Annotated in this window: 22 protein-coding genes and 1 pseudogene; 18 read left to right on the top strand and 5 right to left on the bottom strand. The window is 67.2% G+C overall.

The window, feature by feature from the left end; genetic code table 11:
• Positions 1-66 precede the first annotated feature (66 nt).
• The 4 genes from RT051_RS08390 (at position 67) to RT051_RS08375 (ending at position 2346) form a co-directional block, all read left to right on the top strand.
• Positions 67-354 (top strand): hypothetical protein, encoded by a 288-nt coding sequence (locus RT051_RS08390; RefSeq protein WP_313074950.1) that lies wholly within the window; start codon positions 67-69, stop codon positions 352-354.
• Between the two features lie 341 nt (positions 355-695).
• Positions 696-1244, top strand: coding sequence for a hypothetical protein (locus RT051_RS08385; protein WP_313074947.1), 549 nt, complete (start codon positions 696-698; stop codon positions 1242-1244).
• Between the two features lie 344 nt (positions 1245-1588).
• On the top strand, positions 1589-1750 hold the full coding sequence (locus RT051_RS08380) for a hypothetical protein (protein ID WP_313074944.1): 162 nt from the start codon (positions 1589-1591) through the stop codon (positions 1748-1750).
• The gene (locus tag RT051_RS08375) at positions 1750-2346 is read left to right on the top strand and encodes a hypothetical protein (RefSeq protein WP_313074942.1); all 597 of its coding nucleotides are present in this window, start codon (positions 1750-1752) and stop codon (positions 2344-2346) included. The genes RT051_RS08380 and RT051_RS08375 overlap by 1 nt, the downstream gene beginning before the upstream one ends.
• 21 nt (positions 2347-2367) lie before the next feature.
• Here RT051_RS08375 and RT051_RS08370 read toward each other — a convergent pair whose 3' ends face one another.
• Genes RT051_RS08370 through RT051_RS08360 form a run of 3 tightly spaced genes read right to left on the bottom strand, consistent with a single transcriptional unit; the run spans position 2368 to position 4501 of the window.
• Positions 2368-3231, bottom strand: a complete 864-nt coding sequence (locus tag RT051_RS08370) for a hypothetical protein (RefSeq protein ID WP_313074939.1) — start codon at positions 3229-3231, stop codon at positions 2368-2370.
• Entirely contained in the window at positions 3228-4124 is an 897-nt protein-coding gene (locus RT051_RS08365) for a HipA family kinase (protein WP_313074936.1), read from the bottom strand. The genes RT051_RS08370 and RT051_RS08365 overlap by 4 nt, the downstream gene beginning before the upstream one ends.
• Positions 4076-4501 carry a hypothetical protein gene (locus RT051_RS08360; RefSeq protein ID WP_313074933.1) on the bottom strand — a complete coding sequence of 142 codons (426 nt, stop codon included), beginning with the start codon at positions 4499-4501 and terminating at the stop codon, positions 4076-4078. Before RT051_RS08360 ends, RT051_RS08365 begins: the two co-directional genes overlap by 49 nt.
• 75 nt (positions 4502-4576) lie before the next feature.
• On the opposite strand from RT051_RS08360, the gene RT051_RS08355 reads away from it, so the two are divergent.
• Complete coding sequence (locus RT051_RS08355; protein WP_313074930.1) at positions 4577-4852, top strand: transcriptional regulator; 276 nt, start codon at positions 4577-4579, stop codon at positions 4850-4852.
• Positions 4853-4866: 14 nt separating this feature from the next.
• Here RT051_RS08355 and RT051_RS08350 read toward each other — a convergent pair whose 3' ends face one another.
• Positions 4867-5190: a hypothetical protein gene (locus RT051_RS08350; protein WP_313074927.1), complete on the bottom strand. Its 324-nt coding sequence runs from the start codon at positions 5188-5190 to the stop codon at positions 4867-4869.
• A gap of 19 nt (positions 5191-5209) precedes the next feature.
• Between RT051_RS08350 and RT051_RS08345 the strand changes: the two genes are divergently transcribed.
• Entirely contained in the window at positions 5210-5602 is a 393-nt protein-coding gene (locus tag RT051_RS08345; RefSeq protein ID WP_313074924.1) for a hypothetical protein, read from the top strand.
• Between the two features lie 22 nt (positions 5603-5624).
• Here RT051_RS08345 and RT051_RS08340 read toward each other — a convergent pair whose 3' ends face one another.
• Complete coding sequence (locus RT051_RS08340) at positions 5625-5927, bottom strand: hypothetical protein (protein ID WP_313074921.1); 303 nt, start codon at positions 5925-5927, stop codon at positions 5625-5627.
• A 287-nt stretch (positions 5928-6214) separates the two neighbouring features.
• Here RT051_RS08340 and RT051_RS08335 point away from each other — a divergent pair, with 287 nt between their 5' ends.
• From RT051_RS08335 to RT051_RS08280, 12 genes and pseudogenes are all read left to right on the top strand, one after another.
• Positions 6215-6709 (top strand): phage regulatory CII family protein, encoded by a 495-nt coding sequence (locus RT051_RS08335; RefSeq protein ID WP_313074919.1) that lies wholly within the window; start codon positions 6215-6217, stop codon positions 6707-6709.
• Positions 6706-6999 carry a hypothetical protein gene (locus RT051_RS08330; RefSeq protein WP_313074916.1) on the top strand — a complete coding sequence of 98 codons (294 nt, stop codon included), beginning with the start codon at positions 6706-6708 and terminating at the stop codon, positions 6997-6999. The genes RT051_RS08335 and RT051_RS08330 overlap by 4 nt, the downstream gene beginning before the upstream one ends.
• Before the next feature lie 77 nt (positions 7000-7076).
• Positions 7077-9785, top strand: a complete 2709-nt coding sequence (locus tag RT051_RS08325) for a VapE domain-containing protein (RefSeq protein WP_313074913.1) — start codon at positions 7077-7079, stop codon at positions 9783-9785.
• 375 nt (positions 9786-10160) lie between these two features.
• On the top strand, positions 10161-10529 hold the full coding sequence (locus RT051_RS08320) for a hypothetical protein (RefSeq protein WP_313074910.1): 369 nt from the start codon (positions 10161-10163) through the stop codon (positions 10527-10529).
• Positions 10516-10935, top strand: coding sequence for a hypothetical protein (locus tag RT051_RS08315; RefSeq protein ID WP_313074907.1), 420 nt, complete (start codon positions 10516-10518; stop codon positions 10933-10935). Before RT051_RS08320 ends, RT051_RS08315 begins: the two co-directional genes overlap by 14 nt.
• 136 nt (positions 10936-11071) lie before the next feature.
• Positions 11072-11446, top strand: a complete 375-nt coding sequence (locus RT051_RS08310; RefSeq protein ID WP_313074904.1) for an HNH endonuclease signature motif containing protein — start codon at positions 11072-11074, stop codon at positions 11444-11446.
• Between the two features lie 127 nt (positions 11447-11573).
• On the top strand, positions 11574-12134 hold the full coding sequence (locus RT051_RS08305; protein ID WP_313074901.1) for a phage terminase small subunit P27 family: 561 nt from the start codon (positions 11574-11576) through the stop codon (positions 12132-12134).
• On the top strand, positions 12131-13852 hold the full coding sequence (locus tag RT051_RS08300) for a terminase large subunit (RefSeq protein ID WP_313074897.1): 1722 nt from the start codon (positions 12131-12133) through the stop codon (positions 13850-13852). The genes RT051_RS08305 and RT051_RS08300 overlap by 4 nt, the downstream gene beginning before the upstream one ends.
• Positions 13849-15111: a phage portal protein gene (locus RT051_RS08295; protein ID WP_313074893.1), complete on the top strand. Its 1263-nt coding sequence runs from the start codon at positions 13849-13851 to the stop codon at positions 15109-15111. Before RT051_RS08300 ends, RT051_RS08295 begins: the two co-directional genes overlap by 4 nt.
• A complete protein-coding gene (locus RT051_RS08290) occupies positions 15111-15740 on the top strand; it encodes an HK97 family phage prohead protease (protein ID WP_313074890.1) in 630 nt (209 codons plus the stop codon). Before RT051_RS08295 ends, RT051_RS08290 begins: the two co-directional genes overlap by 1 nt.
• A gap of 4 nt (positions 15741-15744) precedes the next feature.
• Entirely contained in the window at positions 15745-17004 is a 1260-nt protein-coding gene (locus RT051_RS08285) for a phage major capsid protein (RefSeq protein ID WP_313074887.1), read from the top strand.
• A gap of 54 nt (positions 17005-17058) precedes the next feature.
• Positions 17059-17242 (top strand): annotated as a pseudogene (locus RT051_RS08280) (hypothetical protein); the annotation flags it as partial.

Here is a 17242-nt window from a genome sequence, read left to right as displayed (position 1 = left end):
GGTGCCTCCAAGGCGCCGCAAGGGCGCGGGTGACAATGGCCGTTTTGACCTCAAGCGGAGATGGAAATGGAAAAAGAATGGGTGCCTGGACTGGAAGAGTTGGAGGCAGGCGCGCGCGTGAGCGCACGCAAACACCTCGACAGCGCGGTGGAAGACATTGACGAGAAGTTCGGCCCGGGGACAGCCGTCAGGCATCCAGCCCTGGTGGCCGGCTACATGCAAACCATCGCCGCCGAACATCTGGCAGGCATGACCAAGTGGTACCTGGGCGACCATGTCCGCGCGCTGCATGCCGTTTCCCTGCAAGTCAAAGCGACGCTGTCAGATCTGGCTGATCGGCTGTCCGAGGACTGAACCAGCTGCCTTCTGGCCCGCACTGGGAGCGGCCGTAATTGCCCGCCCGCATCTCCCAAGCCGAGCTGCGCAAAGGGAGACCTGTGACAAGGCTGAAGCCGTTGTTGGGATGACGGCACTTCAGCGGGTCGCGCGCGCCTTCCTTGCCGGCATGTGCGCAGTCCACGCACAGCCGGGCGCTGGCGGCGTCTGGGTGGCGCTGGTCTGGTGCCAGCGGAGCGGGGGATGGAGCGCAAGGTTGCGCGGGATTGGGAAGGGGTTGCATGGTGCCTCCGAAGTGCCGCTGACGGCGCCGTTAAGCGCGGGGGTGGTTGCTATGCTTGACCTCTTGGGAGGCAGGCATGGCATCTGAAAAAGACGGATTGCTGGGCGCACTGGGAAAGGGCGCTGCGGGCGCGGCAGGGGGCGCGCTTTTTTTGTGGTTCAGCGGGCTGCTCAAGCCACTATGGTCCTGGCTCCACCAGACGTGGCTGTCGCTGTGGACGCACTTGATGGCCCAGTCCAGCTGGCCGAATTGGCTGGCGTACGTGATCAGTCTGGCGGCGGCGTTGGCCTGCCTGCGCTGGGCGCGGCGCCAGTGGCGCAGCAGGAAGGACAGCACTTGGCGCTTCCACCAGCTGAGCTTCCTGGGGGTACTGTGGCGCTGGCTGCCCACGTCAGGCCTTCCCAGCCACGTGAGTGGCTACTGCCCCGCCTGCGACACGCGGCTGGTCTATGAAACCCTCGTGCCGAACTTTGACCATCCCAGGCGCATCGCACTGCACTGCGAGACGTGCAGCAGCGTGCGGCTGCGGATGGAGGGCAATCTGGACTACATGAATGCCCGCGTCATCCGCGAGATTGATCGACTGCAGCGCACTGGAGAGTGGAAGCAGCACGTGCCTGATTGAGGTGCGCGCACAGGGCGAAGTGCACGCGTGTGCACTGGGGGGAAGGGGTTGCATGGTGCCTCCGAAGCGCCGGGATGGCGCGCGGGGCAATAGTAATCTTATGACTTATTAAAAACAAGTCATAGACTAACTAAAGTTTTGCTTCCTGGCGCGTTTTGCACAACAATGCACCTTGTGTCCGCCGTGCGTAGCGCAGGCCGGCAGAAGCACGACAGGCTGCCCAGGGGGCAGCCCATGTTTTTCATATCAACGACAACTGCGCTGGAGGATGGGCCATGGTGGAACATGAGACGGCAGCGCCTCGGGCGAAGGCGCCCAAAGTGCGGCGGCAAACAAAGCTTCAGGTGGCCGCGATGCCGCCGGCGACGCGCGAGCAGGAGCTGGAGCAGCTCAAGCAGTACGCCCGCAAGATGAGCAAAAGCTCCAAGGAGGAGGCCATTGCCTTCCTGCAGCGCGCAGGCATCATGGACGCCAGGGGCAATGTCAAGAAGGCCTACCGCGCCTGATGCAGCCGCTGGCCCCGCTGTATGAGTACCAGCCCAGCTTCATCCTGGGGTTTCACGGCTGCGACAAGGCCACGGCCGACCGCATCCTGTGTGCCGATGCGCCAGCCCACTTGAAGCCTTCCGAGAAGGACTATGACTGGCTGGGCAGCGGCATCTATTTTTGGGAAGGCAACTATGCGCGCGCGCTGGACTGGGCGTGCGAGCGCCAGCGCGAGGGCAAGATCCAGACGCCTGCCGTGATCGGTGCAATCATCGACTTGCGCCTGTGCCTGGACCTGTTTGATTTGAGCGCCATGCAGCAGCTACGCCATGCACATGTGGTGCTCAAGAAGATGTACCGCAGTACGGGCCAAAAGCTGCCCAGGAACGTGGGGCCCACGCCTGACAAAGGCGGGCGCCTGCTCGATTGCCTGGTAATCAAGACCGCACATCAGTTGCGCGAAGATCAGCATTTGCCAAGCTATGACTCAGTCCGCGGCCCCTTCTTGGAAGGGCGCCCCATCTATTCCACCTCGGGCTTTCGCACCCACACGCACATCCAAATTTGCGTGCGCAACACGCAGTGCATCAAGGGCTACTTTCGCCCGATGGTGTAGCGCCGCTGGCTGCTGGCAGGCCTATGCGGCGCGGCGCTCCAGCGCGCTGACGCGCTGTGCGGCAGCCACGGCGGAAGGCTCTACGCGGGCCAATACTTCTCCGCGATCGGCCAGTGCCTCCACCTGTTTGATGGCGCGGCGTTGCACAGCGTCGGAGGTGTTGCCGATCATCAGCAGCTCGAAGGTGTCGGGCCGCTCCTCGTCCAGCAGGCCCAGCCCCTTGCGTGGTTTTTTCACCAGGCGGCGCAGCGCCTGCAATTCGTAGAGCTTGCCGTAGGCGCGGTCGGTGCTGGCTTCGATGCCCCGGGCGCTGTGTGTGATCTGGAGGAAGTAGCACGCATAGTGCTGCCCGAGAAAATCCACCCGCATGGGTTGCGCCTCGCCGTGCACGTTGAGTTCGCGGCCGAAGCGGCGTGCCAAGTGCTTGGCGTTGGGGTCTTTTCGCACCAGCGCGCGCACGCGCTCCACGATGCCTTGGCTGCGCACTTGCTGCTCAAGCTCATATGCACTGAAGAGGGTGTACAAGGTGCTGGTGCGGGCCAGCATCAGTTGCAGCCCTTCGAGCGCAGTGGCCGCTGAAAAGCGCGACACATGGGCCAGGCGGGCGTGGGCGAAGGGGGGCCTCCAGCTTTGCGTGTCAGGCGTTGCTTGCCAATGGCTGGCGAGCGACATGCACAGCTGCTGCGCCACCGCGTGCAGCGCCTTACCCGAATGTCCATAGGCGTGCTGGGCTTTGCGCTCGTCCACGGCGCACAGGCTTTGCACGTGGCCGTCTTCCGTGCGCACCACCACGCCGGCGATGATGCGCTCGGGCGAGGTGGGCTTGGGGGCAAACTCAATGACCGCGCGCCAGCCGCGTGCGCGCTGCGGCGCATGGCCACTCACGCCTTCAGGGCGAGTTGCGGGTGTCCCAGTTGTTGGCATAGCAGGGCGTGTGTGATGGGGAGGCGCTGGCGCAGGAAGTCTACTAACTCCCCATCTTTCTCGGGCTCCTGCCACTGGCGCGTTTGCGCGTGCGTGATGACTTCGTGCACGTCGAGACAGGCTGCGGTTTCACCCAGCCAGGTGTGCAGCTCCGCCAGGATGGCATGGCAGCTCTTGGCACGCAGCGCTCCCAGCAGCCCAATCAGCTTGTTGGGCAATTGCAAGCTGGCCAACTGGGCCAGCGGCAGTACTTCTTGGCACGCGCCGCCGAAGGCCTCGGCATGGTCGATGATGTGCAGCGTGGCCAGCGAGTAGATGATGTTGTCCAGGTTGCGGTCGATGTTGGCCGTCCACTCGTCGAAGGCGATTACCCGCCCCAGGTCGGGCCAGTCGCGCAGCAGCTTCACGGCCGCATCGGCATTGGCATCCAGAAACTGGCCGAACGTCTCGCCGCCCAGATCGTGCGTGGCCACGCACACAGCGCCTTGGCCTTTTGGCACGCGAGAAGAGCCGTGCAACGCGCCCTCAGGGATAGACAGTACGAACACCTCTGGCGCGGGCAGGCCGAGCCGGTGGGCCATGCAGCCGCACACCAGCTCGGCGACCAGGACGCGCGGCTCGCCGATGCGAAAGTACACGGGCACGGGAGCGCCCTCAGGCTGCGCGTCGTCGTAGGCATCGCCCTGCCACAGCTCGTCGCTCTTGTGCTCTTCGCTGGCACGCATGACGCGCGTGGCACCCTCGTTGAGCACCAGCCGGCGCACCAGCCGGGGCGGCGGCGCAAAGACTGCTTCATTGGCGCTGGTCAGCGCCGCGACCGCAGGTGCGCCGCCGTCTGTTCGATGAGCGTCCAATCTTCCTCCCTCAACGCGTTGGCCTGGGCCAGCACGCACAGTTGATCGATCACCGCCTGGGAGCGCGAACTGGCGCGCAGCCGCCAATTCCTGAGCTCGGCAAGGATGCGGGTGTTTTCCTCAAGCTCTTCGTCGGCGATAGGGCTTGAACCTTCCAGCCACCAATCCAGAGGTCTTCCAGACCATTCGGCAAGCAAGGGAAGCCGTGACTTACTGATCCTGCCTTTTTCGACCCACCCGTAGACCGAGGTCACCGCAACGCCAAAGTGCTTAGCCAATGCCGAGTAATCGCCAGGAATACCTTTTTCACTCAACACAAGATTGATCCGCTGTCCGATCGGGTGTGTCGTCTCACGGACGCGCTTGGGTCTAGCCATTGCCTAATTTTGTAAGCAACCAATTAAAGAGGGAATGGCTTGTTTTTTAGTTAGCCATAGACTTATGATTGCGGCATGCATCCAGACCAAACCGAAGCCGTCCGTCGCGCGGCACAACTGCTGGGCAGCCAGCGCGCCCTGGCCCAGGCGCTGGGGGTAGCCGCTGTCAACATCAGTCAATGGACCCGCCACGGCGGTGCCAAGGGCCGGCCCGTGCCGCCCAAGCAGTGCGTGCGCATCGAGCGCCTGACCAGCGGTCAGGTCAAGCGCCAGCAATTGCGCCCCGACGACTGGGCCGACATCTGGCCCGAGCTGGCCGAAAGCCAGCACCAGGAGGTCGCCCGTGGCTAGCACCGCGCCCTGGCTCAACGCGCAGGAATTGCCCGCCACGCCTCGTCGGGATCGTCTCCCGTGGGGCGCTGAATCCAGATCAACACCAGCCGCTGTTGCACGTCGGGCGTGGCCCACGCCGGCAATGGCCGCCGGCGGGGCAGGCCACTGGCATGTGCGTCCTTGTCGAAGGGGGCCGTGTTGTGCGCGTGCGAGCGGGCGTAGTCGATCAGCGCGGGCGATGCATCCTCCGTGATGGTGTGGTGGTCGTTGGTATAGGCGGCTGCGCGCTGGGTCTGCGGATCGAGCAGTAGCGAGTAAGGCAGTTTTGATTTGTCCAAGTGGGAGAGTGGTTTCATGGCTAGAAGTACTGTTTGGTTGGTGGGCGATTACGGCTCGGGAAAGACCACCCTGGCGGTTGCCTTGGCAGCGCTGTATGCGCGGCATCAAGGCGCGGTGTGCGCGCTGCGCATGGAGTGCGGCCTGGTGCGCCGTTTCGATGCGGCAGCAGGCGATTTTGCGGACGATGCGCACGAGCCCGGCTTGCTCGACAGCGCAGACTTCCTGTTCATCGAGGCACGCCCGCAGCAGCGTTGGCAGGTGGCCTTGCGGGAAGGCGATCGGGTGATTCGCTTGGGCGTAGCGCGTGGTGCAGTCGAGCAGAACATCTGGCCCGAGCTGGCCGATTCCCAGCCAAATCCGCCCTCGGCCCTGATGAATCAAGGGCAGGGCGCTATAGGTTCTGAGCAGCAGGGGGCCGCCCATGGCTAGCGCGGCCGCGCCCCTCCCCGCGCTACTGGTTTGCGCTGTCGTGCTTTGCCGCTCCCAGTGCGGCGTACTCAGCGCGGGCATGGGAGTTGACCTCTCGTGCGCTGCCCCGGCACCAGTCGACGAACTCGTCCACCACGATGGGAATGCGGACGGTGGCGACGCCTTGCGCTCGCAAGCGCTTCTCTCCCTGAACGATTGCGTTGACGAACTCCGCGTAGGTGTCGTGGAAGGTGTGGCCGTCCTCCATGGCCGTCTTTGCCTTCAGCCACTCGGCTTCCGTGAAGAACGGTATGCCTAAGCCTTGCAAGTTGTTTGGCAGTTTCATGCCCGCTCGCTCCTGTGATGGTTGCTTGAGATCTTCCATCGTAAAGCGGGAGCGCGCGGGCGCCTCTTTGCCCGCCCACCACGCCCACGGCCATGCCGCCGGGGCTCGACTCCTTCCCCATCCATCGGGTACGCCGCGCACGGGCAGGTGCGTGGCGTTTCGCATGGCTGCGTGGCGGGCGGCTTTTTATTCCGCGTTTTATTCCGGTTTTTATTCCTCGCTCCATGCCCGCAGTGTCGGGCGGGGGCGCTCGTTGATCTATAGCTACAAGACTTGAGGGGTTGGCTATGAATTTGCTGGATGCCGCGCGCCGCACGGTGCGCCACTACCCGGGCGGCCTGGAGGCCATGGCCCTGCGGCTGCAAAAGCAGCCCGGCACGCTGGACCGTGAGTTGCGGGGCGCGCCGGGCTACAAGCTGGGCGCCACCGATGCCGCGGAGATTGCGCAGCTGGCCATGGAGCAGGGGGGCGAGCATGCACTGGCCTACCCCAATGCGCTGGCAGACGCGCTGGGCGCGCTGCTGGTGGTGCTGCCCGGCAATGGGCCGCGCGCAGGTGCGTCGGCCCTGGACGTGGCCGCGCTGATGCGCGAGTGCGCGGGCGTGGTCGAGTCGGTGGCGGGGGCCGATGCGGATGGCCGGATCACCGGGCGCGAGCTGGCCGAGATAGAGCGCCACTGGGCTGATACGGTGGCCGCGGGCCAGCAGATGCTGCGCAACCTGCAGCACCGCCACGCAGAGCAGCTGCAGCGCCACCGCGATGCCGTGGAGGCCGCACGGTGAGGCCGGCCGGAGAGATTCGCCAGGCGCTGCTGCAGGCCTGCGCGGCACTGGCGCGGCCCGGCCAGGGGCCAACCCTGCGCGAGCTGGCGGCGCATGCGCGCGTGGGCCTGGATGCTGCCGAGCAGACGGTGAAGAACATGCGCCGCGCCGGCGTGCTGCACGTGCCACGCACGCGCCGCGTGCCCTACCGCAACCGGCCGGTGGCCGAATACGCGCCGGTGGCTGCCACGCGGCAGGGCCCGTCCTGCGGTGCCGCTGTCCTGTCGCACGCGCTGCAGGGCTGGGGGTAGGCCGATGGTGACGCTGCAAGCCGCCGGTGGGGGCGCCGGCTTGAGGTGCGCGTGCACGCGCGCCGCTGGGGGTGGCCATGGCTGACAAGCTGCCACCGCTGCAATACAAGGCACTGGCCGATGCGCTGCTGCCCATGGCCGACCGGCTGGTGCCGCAGTGGCTGTCGGGCGGGGTGCAACGTGGCCATGAGTGGGTCTGCGGCTCGCTGGCCGGGGGCAAGGGCACCAGCTGCTCGGTCAACCTGGTGACGGGGGCCTGGGCGGATTTTTCGGGCGATGTGAAGGGCGGCGACCTGCTGGGCCTGTACGCGGCCATCCATGGGTTGGCCATGGCGCGGGCCTGCGTGGAGCTGGCCCGCGCGCACGGCCTGGAGGACGTGGCCGGCGTGGTGATGACGGCCGATGGCGCACCGCAGCCGGTGCGTGCGCCGCGCCCGCCGCCCGAGCCGGCCAAGGCCGCGCCCGCCCGCGAGGGCTGGCGCGCCATTGCGCCGGTACCGGGCTATGCGCCGCCCGTGACGTACCAGCACCAGCACCGCACGGCCGATGACATCGTGCATGTGTCGGAGTACTGGTGCGAGGGGCAGCTGTACGGCTACGTGGTGCGCTTCAAGACCAGCGACGGGGGCAAGGATGACATTGCCCGCACCTGGTGCGAGAGCGTGACGCGCGGCGGCGCGCGCTGGCACTGGAAGCAGTGGGAGGAGCCGCGGCCGCTGTACCTGCCCGGGCGCACGCTGCCCAAGGGCCGCACGGCGGTGCTGGTGGAGGGCGAGCGCAAGGGCGACGTGCTGCAGCAGCTGCTGGATGCGCACGCGCCTGGCGTGTATTGCGTGGTGGGCTGGCCTGGCGGCTGCAAGGCCTGGGCCAAGGCGGACTGGAGCTGGCTGGCCGGCAGCACGGTGCTGCTGTGGCCGGACTGCGACAGCAAGCGCGAGCAGCCGGGCGTGAAGGAGCGCAAGGCGCTGCCCGAGGGCGATGCCGAGGCGCTGCGGGCGCTGAAGGAGTCCAAGCCCTACCTGCCGTACCTGGAGCAGCCGGGCATGAAGGCGCAGCGGGCCATTGGCGCGCTGCTGCGCGACGCGCACGGCTGCACGGTGAGCCTGCTGCCCATCGAGCAGCCGGGCGTGCTGCCCGATGGCTGGGACGCCAAGGACGCCATTGAGGTGGACGGGTGGACGGGCGAGCGGGTGCTGGCGTTTTTTGGGCAGGCGGTCACGTTGGTGGACGCGCCTGCGCAGGCGGCGGGCGCTGCTGCTGGTGCGCCGGCGGCGAAAAAAACCGATAGCCCCGTTGGCACCCCGGGCGCGGTCTCGGCGGATGCCGAGGGCGAGGATGACGATGGCCTGGTCAAGTGCGGCGCGCGGTTGGTGCCGGCCTGGCTGGCCTGGTACTACGACGCCAAGGCCCGGCGCTGGGCCGTGAGCCGCAAGACGGTGATCGCCGCGCTAGAGCGCGCGCCGCAGCTGCAGGGTGTGCTGGCCTACGATGAGCTGCGCAACAGCGTGGCGTGCCGCAAGGCCTTCCCCTGGGCCTATAGCAAGCCGGGCGAGATTCGCGGTGCGGATGCGCTGGCCCTGGGCAAGTGGATGAGCGACGAATGGGGCCTGCCCAGCATCAGCAAGGCGAGCCTGGAGGAGGGTATTCAGACCGTGGCGCATGCCAACCGCTACCACCCGGTGCGCGAGTGGCTGGGCGGCCTGCGGTGGGACGGCAAGCGCCGGCTGGACAAGTGGCTGATGCACGTGCTGGGCGAGGCGCCGGACACGGTGCGCCCGGCGATGGCCGAATACCTGTGCCTGGTGGGCCGCTACTGGCTGCTGGGCATGGTGTACCGGGTGATGGAGCCAGGCTGCAAGTTCGACTACTGCCCGGTGCTGGAGGGCCTGGGCGGCCTGCGCAAGTCCACGCTGGTGGAGGTGCTGGCGGGCAGCGACTACTACAGCGACACGCCCTTTCAGGTGGGCCAGGGCAAGGAAGGCCCAGAGCAGGTGCAGGGCTGCTGGCTGTACGAGATCGCGGAGCTGACGCACTTCAGCAAGGCCGAGGTCGGCGCCATCAAGGCTTTCATTTCGTCCAAGGTGGACCGCTACCGGGTGGCCTACGGCAGCACGGTGGAGTCGTTCCCGCGCCAGTGCGTGCTGGTGGGCACGACGAACGAGGACACCTACCTGCGCGACCGCACGGGCAACCGGCGGTTCTGGCCTATCCCCGTGCGCGGTGTGATCAACACCGACTGGGTGGCCAAGTACCGCGAGCAGCTGCTGGCAGAGGCGTACGCGCTGTACCTGCAGGGCGAGCGCTACACGCCTACGACGGACGAGGAGGCGCGGCTGTTCCAGCCCATGCAGGAAAGCCGCCTGGTGGAGACGGCCGTTGAGTCGGAGCTGCTGGCGGTGCTGACGCGCAAGCCCAATCCCAACGCCAGCGGGCCGCTGTCATTCGTGCATTGCGAGGCGCCGTTTGTCACGATTGCGCAGCTGGTGCAGGCGCTGGGCGTGGACGCGGCCAAGGCGCCGCCGGGCCTGCAGGGGCAGGTGACGGCGTGGCTCAAGCATGAGGGCTGGGAGCGGGTCAAAAAGCAGGTCAACGGCGTGCGGGCGTGGGGGTTTCAGCGGCCGGCCGTGTGGCCGCCCAAAGACCGCGCCACGGGCCTGGATCAGCAGGACGGCCCGCCGGGCGACGACCTGCCGGACGGCGGGCCAGCGCCCGCGCCTGTGGCGCCTCAGCCGCCCCTGTCGCCAGCGGCGGCGTATCTCGCGGAGGCGGACGATGCGCCCTTTTGAGGCCCTGCCTCGCACCACACACGCGGCGCTTGAAACGCGCTGCACTGCACACCGTGGGGGAGGCGTGATTCGCGCCACGGTGCCAGCCCGGAGCGCCACGCGCCCGGCATGCGGTGCAGTGGCGGGGATGGCGCTGCCCTCGCCCATGAGCTGAGTGTCCAAGTGTCCATGGTGTCCACGCGTTTGCATGGACACCGCCAGCTACCCCAATTCCCACCTTTTGGGAGTTGAGGCCGCTGCATTGCCCAAAGGCCTGCGGCTTGGGCGCCGCACCTGCTTACGGTGCGGGCGGGCGCAGGCAGGCGCACCTGCGCTCGCGTACGCGCAGGCGCAATCCCACTCACCCGTTGACCTCTACAGATAAGGATGGACAGGATGGACACTCGGCCACCTCAACAAGCCCGGCAGGGGGCGGCAGCATTGACCGAGGCACAGGCAGCGGCAGTGCAGCGCGGCCTGCACATCATCAAGACGGCCATGCCCGAGGTGTACGCCTCGATCCAGGCCAAGGCGGCCGAGATCGGGCAGGGCGCCTACGGCCTGGTGCGGCGCGGTCTGCGCGGCGAAGCCCGGTGTTTCTGGGCCATGGAGCGCGGCCACGTGGTGGGCACGCCGTTCGCTGGCCACCCGGTGCAGGACGCGGTGGCGCGCAACATGGTGCAGTTCGGCTGTGCACATGTGTGCATCTGGGGCGAGGCGCCGGCGGGCGCGGCAACGGCGGGAGGCGGCGGTGGCGCGGATTGAGCACATCAAGCGGCGGCTGGACAACTGGGCGCTGTGGAAGGCGCGCCAGAACGACACGGGCCTGGGCTTTCACAGCCGCAGCATCCTGGCGGTGGACGTGTGGATGCGCGGCAGCTACAACGGCGCGAGCATCCCGCACTTCGAGGACGAGGCAAGCGAGACGGACGAGGCCGTGACGGCGCTGAAGCTGGGCCGCGGCCACCTGTACACCACGCTGGACTGCATCTACCTGCGCGACCTGGGCGTCAAGGCCACGGCGCTGCGGATGCAGCGGGCCGAGTCCACCATCCATGCCCAGCTGGAGCAGGCCGATCGCGCCATCGCCGCCTGGCTGGAGGCCCAGGCCACAGAGCGCGAGCGCCGCCGCGCCACGGCCTTAGCCGCCCAGCGGCAGCGCCAGCTATAGACGCCAGGGGAGTTTTACACCTTAGACCTTTTGGGTACATTTCAGGCACCTTGTGGTTGTTGCGCCCCCTCAGCAGCAACTACGGGGCGGAACCCCGGCAGGCGCAGGCTTGCCGGGGTTTTGTTTTGGAGACCTCATGCCTGTTGCTGCCCCGCGTCCTTGCACTCATCCCGGCTGCGGCGTGCTGGTGCGCGACGGCACTGGGCGATGCGCCAAGCACCCCGCCGTCAGCTGGGCCAAGAAGCCTACCGCCGCCAAGCGCGTGACGGGCCGCAAGCTGCAGCGTCTGCGAGCCGAGCTGTTTGCCCGCAATCCGCTGTGCGCCGAGTGCCAGCGCCAGGGACGTGTGACCCTGGCGACGCAGCGTGATCACATCGTGCCGCTGGAGGAGGGAGGCCAGGACGTCGAGGCCAACGTGCAGGGCCTGTGCGCCCCGTGCCACGACGTCAAGAGCGCGGCCGAGCGCGCCCGCGGTGTGCGCCGCGCCTGGGGCCGCTACCGCGAGCCCTGACCCGCCCGGCCCCGCCGAGGGGTAGGGGGGCAAAAAAGTTCTCACCCCCACCGCCGGAAACCGAGCGCCCCGTCAAATTTTTGCGTGCGCAGGTTTTGAAGGGGGGGTACCCCGGAAAGGATTAGCCATGAGTGGATCGCGTGGGCCACTGCCGAAGCCTGCGGCCCTGAAGCTGCTGGAAGGCAACGCCGGCAAGCGTTCGCTGGACCTCGCCAGCGGCGTGAATCCGCGGATCGAAGTACCTAGCCCGCCGAAGCATCTGGGCGCCGAGGCGCGCAAGGAGTGGAAGCGCATCACTCCGCTGCTGGAGGAACTGGGCCTGATCAGCGGCCTGGACCGCTCGGCACTGGCGCTGTACTGCCAGGCCGCCGGCCGCCTGGCCGAGCTGGAGACAGCCTTCAACGGCAAGGTGGCCGCCAAGGTAGCCGAAGGCATGGACTATGCCGACGCCGTGTACGAGATGAGCTACTCCACCACCCCCAGCGGCTACGCCCAGCAAAGCGTGATCGTGCAGCTCATCGGCAAGCACCGCGAGCAGCTCAACCGCTACCTGATGCACTTCGGGCTGAGCCCGGCCGCCCGCGGCCGCGTGCAGGCCAGCAACTATGTGCAGCCCACGCTGCCCGGCATTGACCCCAAGCCCGAGGCCAAGCCTAGCTTTTCGATGTTCGTCAACTCAGCAAGATGACCCACTCGTACCTCCAGCAGGCGCAGCAATACATGCGCGACGTGCTGGAGGGGCGTATTGCGTCTTGCAAGTGGGTCAAGCTGGCGGTGCAGCGGCAGGTCAATGACCTGGCGCGCGAGGTGTCCGAGGACTGGCCCTGGACGTTTGACGCCGCCGCGGCCGAGCGGCCCTGCGCCTTCATTGAGTTGTTGCCGCACATCAAGGGCAAGTGGGCGCGCGACGGCCGGCTGCTCAAGCTGGAGCCCTGGCAGTGCTTCATCCTCACGACCGTGTATGGCTGGGTGCACCACGCCACCGGTCTGCGCCGCTATCTTGAGGCGTACGAAGAGGAGGCCCGCAAGAACGGCAAGAGCGCCAAGGGCTCGGGCCTGCTGCTGTACATGCTGGCGGCTGATGGCGAACATGGCGCCGAGTGCTACACCGCCGCCACCACGCGCGACCAGGCGCGCATCGTGTTCGACGACGCGCGCGCCATGGCCGAGCGCACGCCCGACCTGCGCACCTACCTGGGCGTGGCCATCCTGCAGCACAGCCTGACGGTGGCGCACACCAGCAGCAAGGCCGCGCCGCTGGCTGCCGAAGGCAGCACCCTGGACGGCCTCAACGTGCACTTTGCCCTGCTGGACGAGCTGCACGCGCACAAGACCCGCTCGGTGTACGACGTGATCGACACCGCCCGCGGCGCGCGCGAGCAGTCCCTGCTGTGGACCATCACCACTGCCGGCACCGACCGCAGCGGCATCTGCTACGAACGCCGTACGCACGTCACCAAGATCCTGGAGCGCGTGATCCGCGATGACCGCGTGTTCGGGATCATCTACACACTGGACGATGGCGACGACCACTTCGACCCGTCCGTGTGGATCAAGGCCAATCCCAACCTGGGCGTGTCGGTCCAGTTGGACGAGCTGACCGCCCAGGCCCGCAAGGCCGAGGCCATGCCCTCGGCCCTGAACAACTTTTTGACCAAGCGCCTGAACGTCTGGGTCAGCGGCGAAAGCCCATGGATGGACATGCGCGCCTGGGAGCGCTGCGGCAAGGACCGCGCCACCCTGGAGTCCATCCCGCCCGGCGCACGCGTGTACATGGGCCTGGACCTGGCGCAGAAAAAGGACTTCGCCGCGCTGGCCATTGCCTGGCAGATGGAAGACGGACGCTGGGGCCTGTGCACACGTCTGTACCTGAACGAGCTGGCCGTGCAGGAAAGCGGCAACGCCCACTTGAGCGGCTGGGCACGCCAGGGCTACGTCGAGGTCACCGACGGCGACCTCACCGACTTCGACCGCATCGCTGACGACCTGCGCCGCTACTGCCGCCAGTGGGACGTGCAGGAAATCGCCTTCGACCCGGCGCTGTCCATGTACTTCGCCGGCCAGCTCATCGAGGAGGGACTGCCCCTGGTCGAGATCGCCCAGCGCAGCATGTTCTTCACGCCCGCGCTGATCCAGGTCGAGAACATGGTGCGCGAGGGCAACCTGGTGCACGACGGCAACCCCGTCATGGCCTGGATGGTCAGCAACCTGGTGGTCAAGGTCAGCAAATTCAACGAACTCATGGCGCCGACGAAAGAGCGCCCGGAAAACAAGATCGACGGCCCCATTGCCATGCTCATGGCGCTGGGCCGCGCCCTGGCCATGGCCGAGGCGCCCACCAGCACCCAGAAGACACAAGCCTTCTGGGAGTCGTTCGCAGCAGCAGAAGAAACGCCGACGCCATGAACCTGATCCGCCGCTCCCTGCTGCACATCGCCGGCTGGGCCGCCAAGGCTGCCGTGGGCACCGACCTCACGCTGACCGACTCCAAGGGCTGGGCCTTCATGGGCACCGGCCCTACCTGGGCCCGCATCAACGTGGGCGACACCACGCAACTGCAGATCACCACCGCCTGGTCCGCCATCCGGCTGATCGCCGAGACCGTGGGCACGCTGCCACTGCACCTGTACCGCAAGACCAGCCGCGGCCGCGAACGCGCCACCGACGACGAGCGCTACGCCCTGGTGCGCTACCAGCCGTGCGACTACATGACGGCGCCGGAGTGGAAGGAGTCCATGGTCGTCTCGCTCGCCACCATGGGCCAGGCCTACAACCCCGTCACGCGGTTTGAAAGCACCGGCCGCATCATCAGCATCCAGCCCGTGCACAAGAGCCGCGTGCTGCCCGAAGTGCAGAGCGACGGCAGCGTCATGTACTGGCTCACCGACCGCCGCGGCCAGCGCCGTTTGGTGGCGCGCAACGACGTGATGCCAGTGCGCGGCTTCGGCGGCGTGGGCGAGCTGGAGGGCTACGCGCCTCACCGCATCCACAGCAACAGCCTGGCCCTGTCCATGGCCATGGAGAAGTACGCGGCCGAATTCTTCGGTAGCGGCGGGCGCCCCTCCGGCATCCTGAAGACCACGGCCGACTTCGGCGAAAAGAGCCGGGACCAGATCCGCGAAGGCTTCGCCAAATATCTGCAGGCCTCGCGCGAGCTGGGCCACCTGCCGGTGCTTGATGGCTCCACCGAGTACCAGCCGATCAGCACCACGAATGACGAGGCCCAGTTCATCCAGGCGCGCAAGCTGCAGATCGCCGAGGTGGCCCGCATCTACCGCGTGCCGCTGCACATGCTCATGGAGACCGACAAGGCCTCCTACAACAACACCGAGCAGGCCAACAAGCACTTCCTGGACTACACGCTGCTGTCGTACCTGACGCGCATCGAGGCCTCGCTCAACACCTGCCTGCTCACCCCGGCAGAGCGTGCCGCCGGCATGTACTTCGAGTTCGACGTGAACGGTCTGCTGCGCGGCGACAGCACCCAGCGCGCCGACTACTACATGAAGCTGCGCCAGGCCGGGGCCATCACGCAAAACGAGATCCGCGAGCGCGAAAACATGGACACGGTGGACGGCGCCGACGACCTGCACGTGCCGCTGAACATGGCGCCCAGCGACCTGCTGGGCGAGATCCTCACCCGCAACAAGACTGGGGCCACCTGATGGAACACCTGATCGCACCCATCACCCTGAAGGAAGCCAAGGCCGACGGCAGCTTCACCGGCTACGCCGCCGTCTTCAACAACGTGGACCTCGGCGGCGACGTCATCCTGCCCGGCGCCTTCACCCACGCCAAGACAACGCCTGACGGGCAGATCCGCATCGCCCTCAACCACGACCTGCGCCAGCTCGCCGGCAAGGCCAAGTTCGCGCAGGACGGCCACGGCCTGCGCGTCGAAGGCCAGCTCAGCCTGGGCGTGAGCTACGTCAAGGACGCCTACGCCCTGATGCAGGACGGCGTGCTCAACGGCCTGTCGGTCGGCTTCAACATCTTGGACGGCGGCGCCGAATGGGAAGAGCGCGACGGCCGCTACACCCGAATCATCAGAAAGGCCGAGCTGTGGGAGTTCTCCATCGTGCCGTTCGGCATGAACCCCGCCGCCCTGGTGGACAACGTAAAGACCATCCGCGATTTCGAGGCGCAGTTGCGTGGCCTCGGATACAGCCAGCGCGAGGCCAAGGCCTTGGCGTCTGGCGGCTTCAAGTCGCTGGGCCACCGCGATGGTGGCTTGGACAGCGAGACGCTGGCAGACGAACTCAAGACCCTGAAAACCCTTTTTACCTGGAACTGACACCATGCCCGCACCCATCGAAAAACACCTGGAAGAACTCAAGAGCACGGCCACCGCGGCCCAGCAAGCCGTAGCCGACATGAAAAAGGCCCACACCGAACTGGACGGCCGCGTCGCCAAGCTGCACGAAGAGCTGAAAACCGGCGCCGCGGATGCCGTCACCAAGGCTGCCTATCAAGACGCCGTGGACAAGGTGGACAAGGTCGAGAAGTCGGTGGACAAGCTCAACACCGAAGTGACCGAGCTGGCCAAGAAGGCCGCCAACCTGCTGGGCGGCGGCGCCGACCAGCGCAAGAGCCTGGGCCAGCTGGCCGCCGAGTCCGAGGTGTGCAAGAGCTACCGCGGCGGCAACGCCGAGCTGGTCACTATGAACGCGCCCCTGTTCGGCAAGGCCGCCGTGGGCAGCGGTGCCGCCAGCGCCGGCGTGCTGATCCAGCCGCACCAGGCCGCCATCGTCATGGGCCCCGAGGTGCCGCTCACCGTGCGGGACCTGTTCCAGGCCGTCAGCATCAGCTCCAATGCCATCGAGTGGGTGCGCGAAAAGCTGTTCACCAACAACGCCGGCCCGCAAAACGGCGAAGGCACCGTCAAGCCCGAGTCTGGCCTCACCTTCGAGAAGAAGACCAGCCCGGTCGAAACCATCGCCCACTGGATTCCCGCCTCGCGCCAGGTGCTGGCCGACGCGCCCCAACTGCAAGGTCTGATCGATGGCCGCCTGCGCTACGGCCTGAAGCTCCGGGAAGACGCCCAGCTGCTGTATGGCGACGGCACCAACGGCAACCTGCTCGGCCTGGTGCCCCAGGCCACCGCCTTCAGCGCCGCCGGCATGCCTGTGGTGGCCGCCGGTGCGCCCAAGCACACGGCCATTGACTACCTGCGCTGGGCCTTCCTGCAGGTCGCCAAGGCGCAGTACCCGGCCACCTTCGCCGTGCTGAGCCTGGACGACTGGGCCACCATCCAGATGATGAAGACCACCGACGGGGCCTACATCTTCGGCACCCCCACCGACGGCGCCGCGCCGCGCATCTGGGGCAAGCAGGTGGTTGAGTCGCACGGCCTGGCCGCGGGCGACTTCGTGGCCGGCAGCGGCTTTGCCGCCACCGTGTACGACCGCGAAGAGGTCACCGTGCGCGTGGCCGAGCAGCACGCCGACTTCTTCATCAAGAACATGGTCGCCATCCTGTGCGAGGAGCGCCTGGGCTTCACCGTTGAGCGCCCTGCGGCCGTCGTCACCGGCGACTTCGGCACGCTCGTCACGCCCTGACCCCACCTGAGACCGGCCGCCCCTGGGGACGGCCGGCTCCCCCGGAGAAACACCATGGACCTGAAAGTCGCCAAGACCTTCGACCGCCTCGGCCAGCGCTACCGCCCGGGCGACGCCCCGCCGCCCGACCTGGACAAGCCCACCGTGCAGCACTACCTGCGCCACGGCATGCTGGCCGAAGCGGCGCCCGCAGCGCCCGCAGCGCCCGCAGCGCCCGCAGCGCCCGCAGCGCCCGCAG

Origin of the sequence: Melaminivora sp., from assembly GCF_032059615.1 — a bacterium.
Classification (GTDB): domain Bacteria; phylum Pseudomonadota; class Gammaproteobacteria; order Burkholderiales; family Burkholderiaceae_C; genus Melaminivora.
Note: the sequence above shows the minus strand (reverse complement) of the source record. Positions and strands in the feature narration are given on the sequence as shown.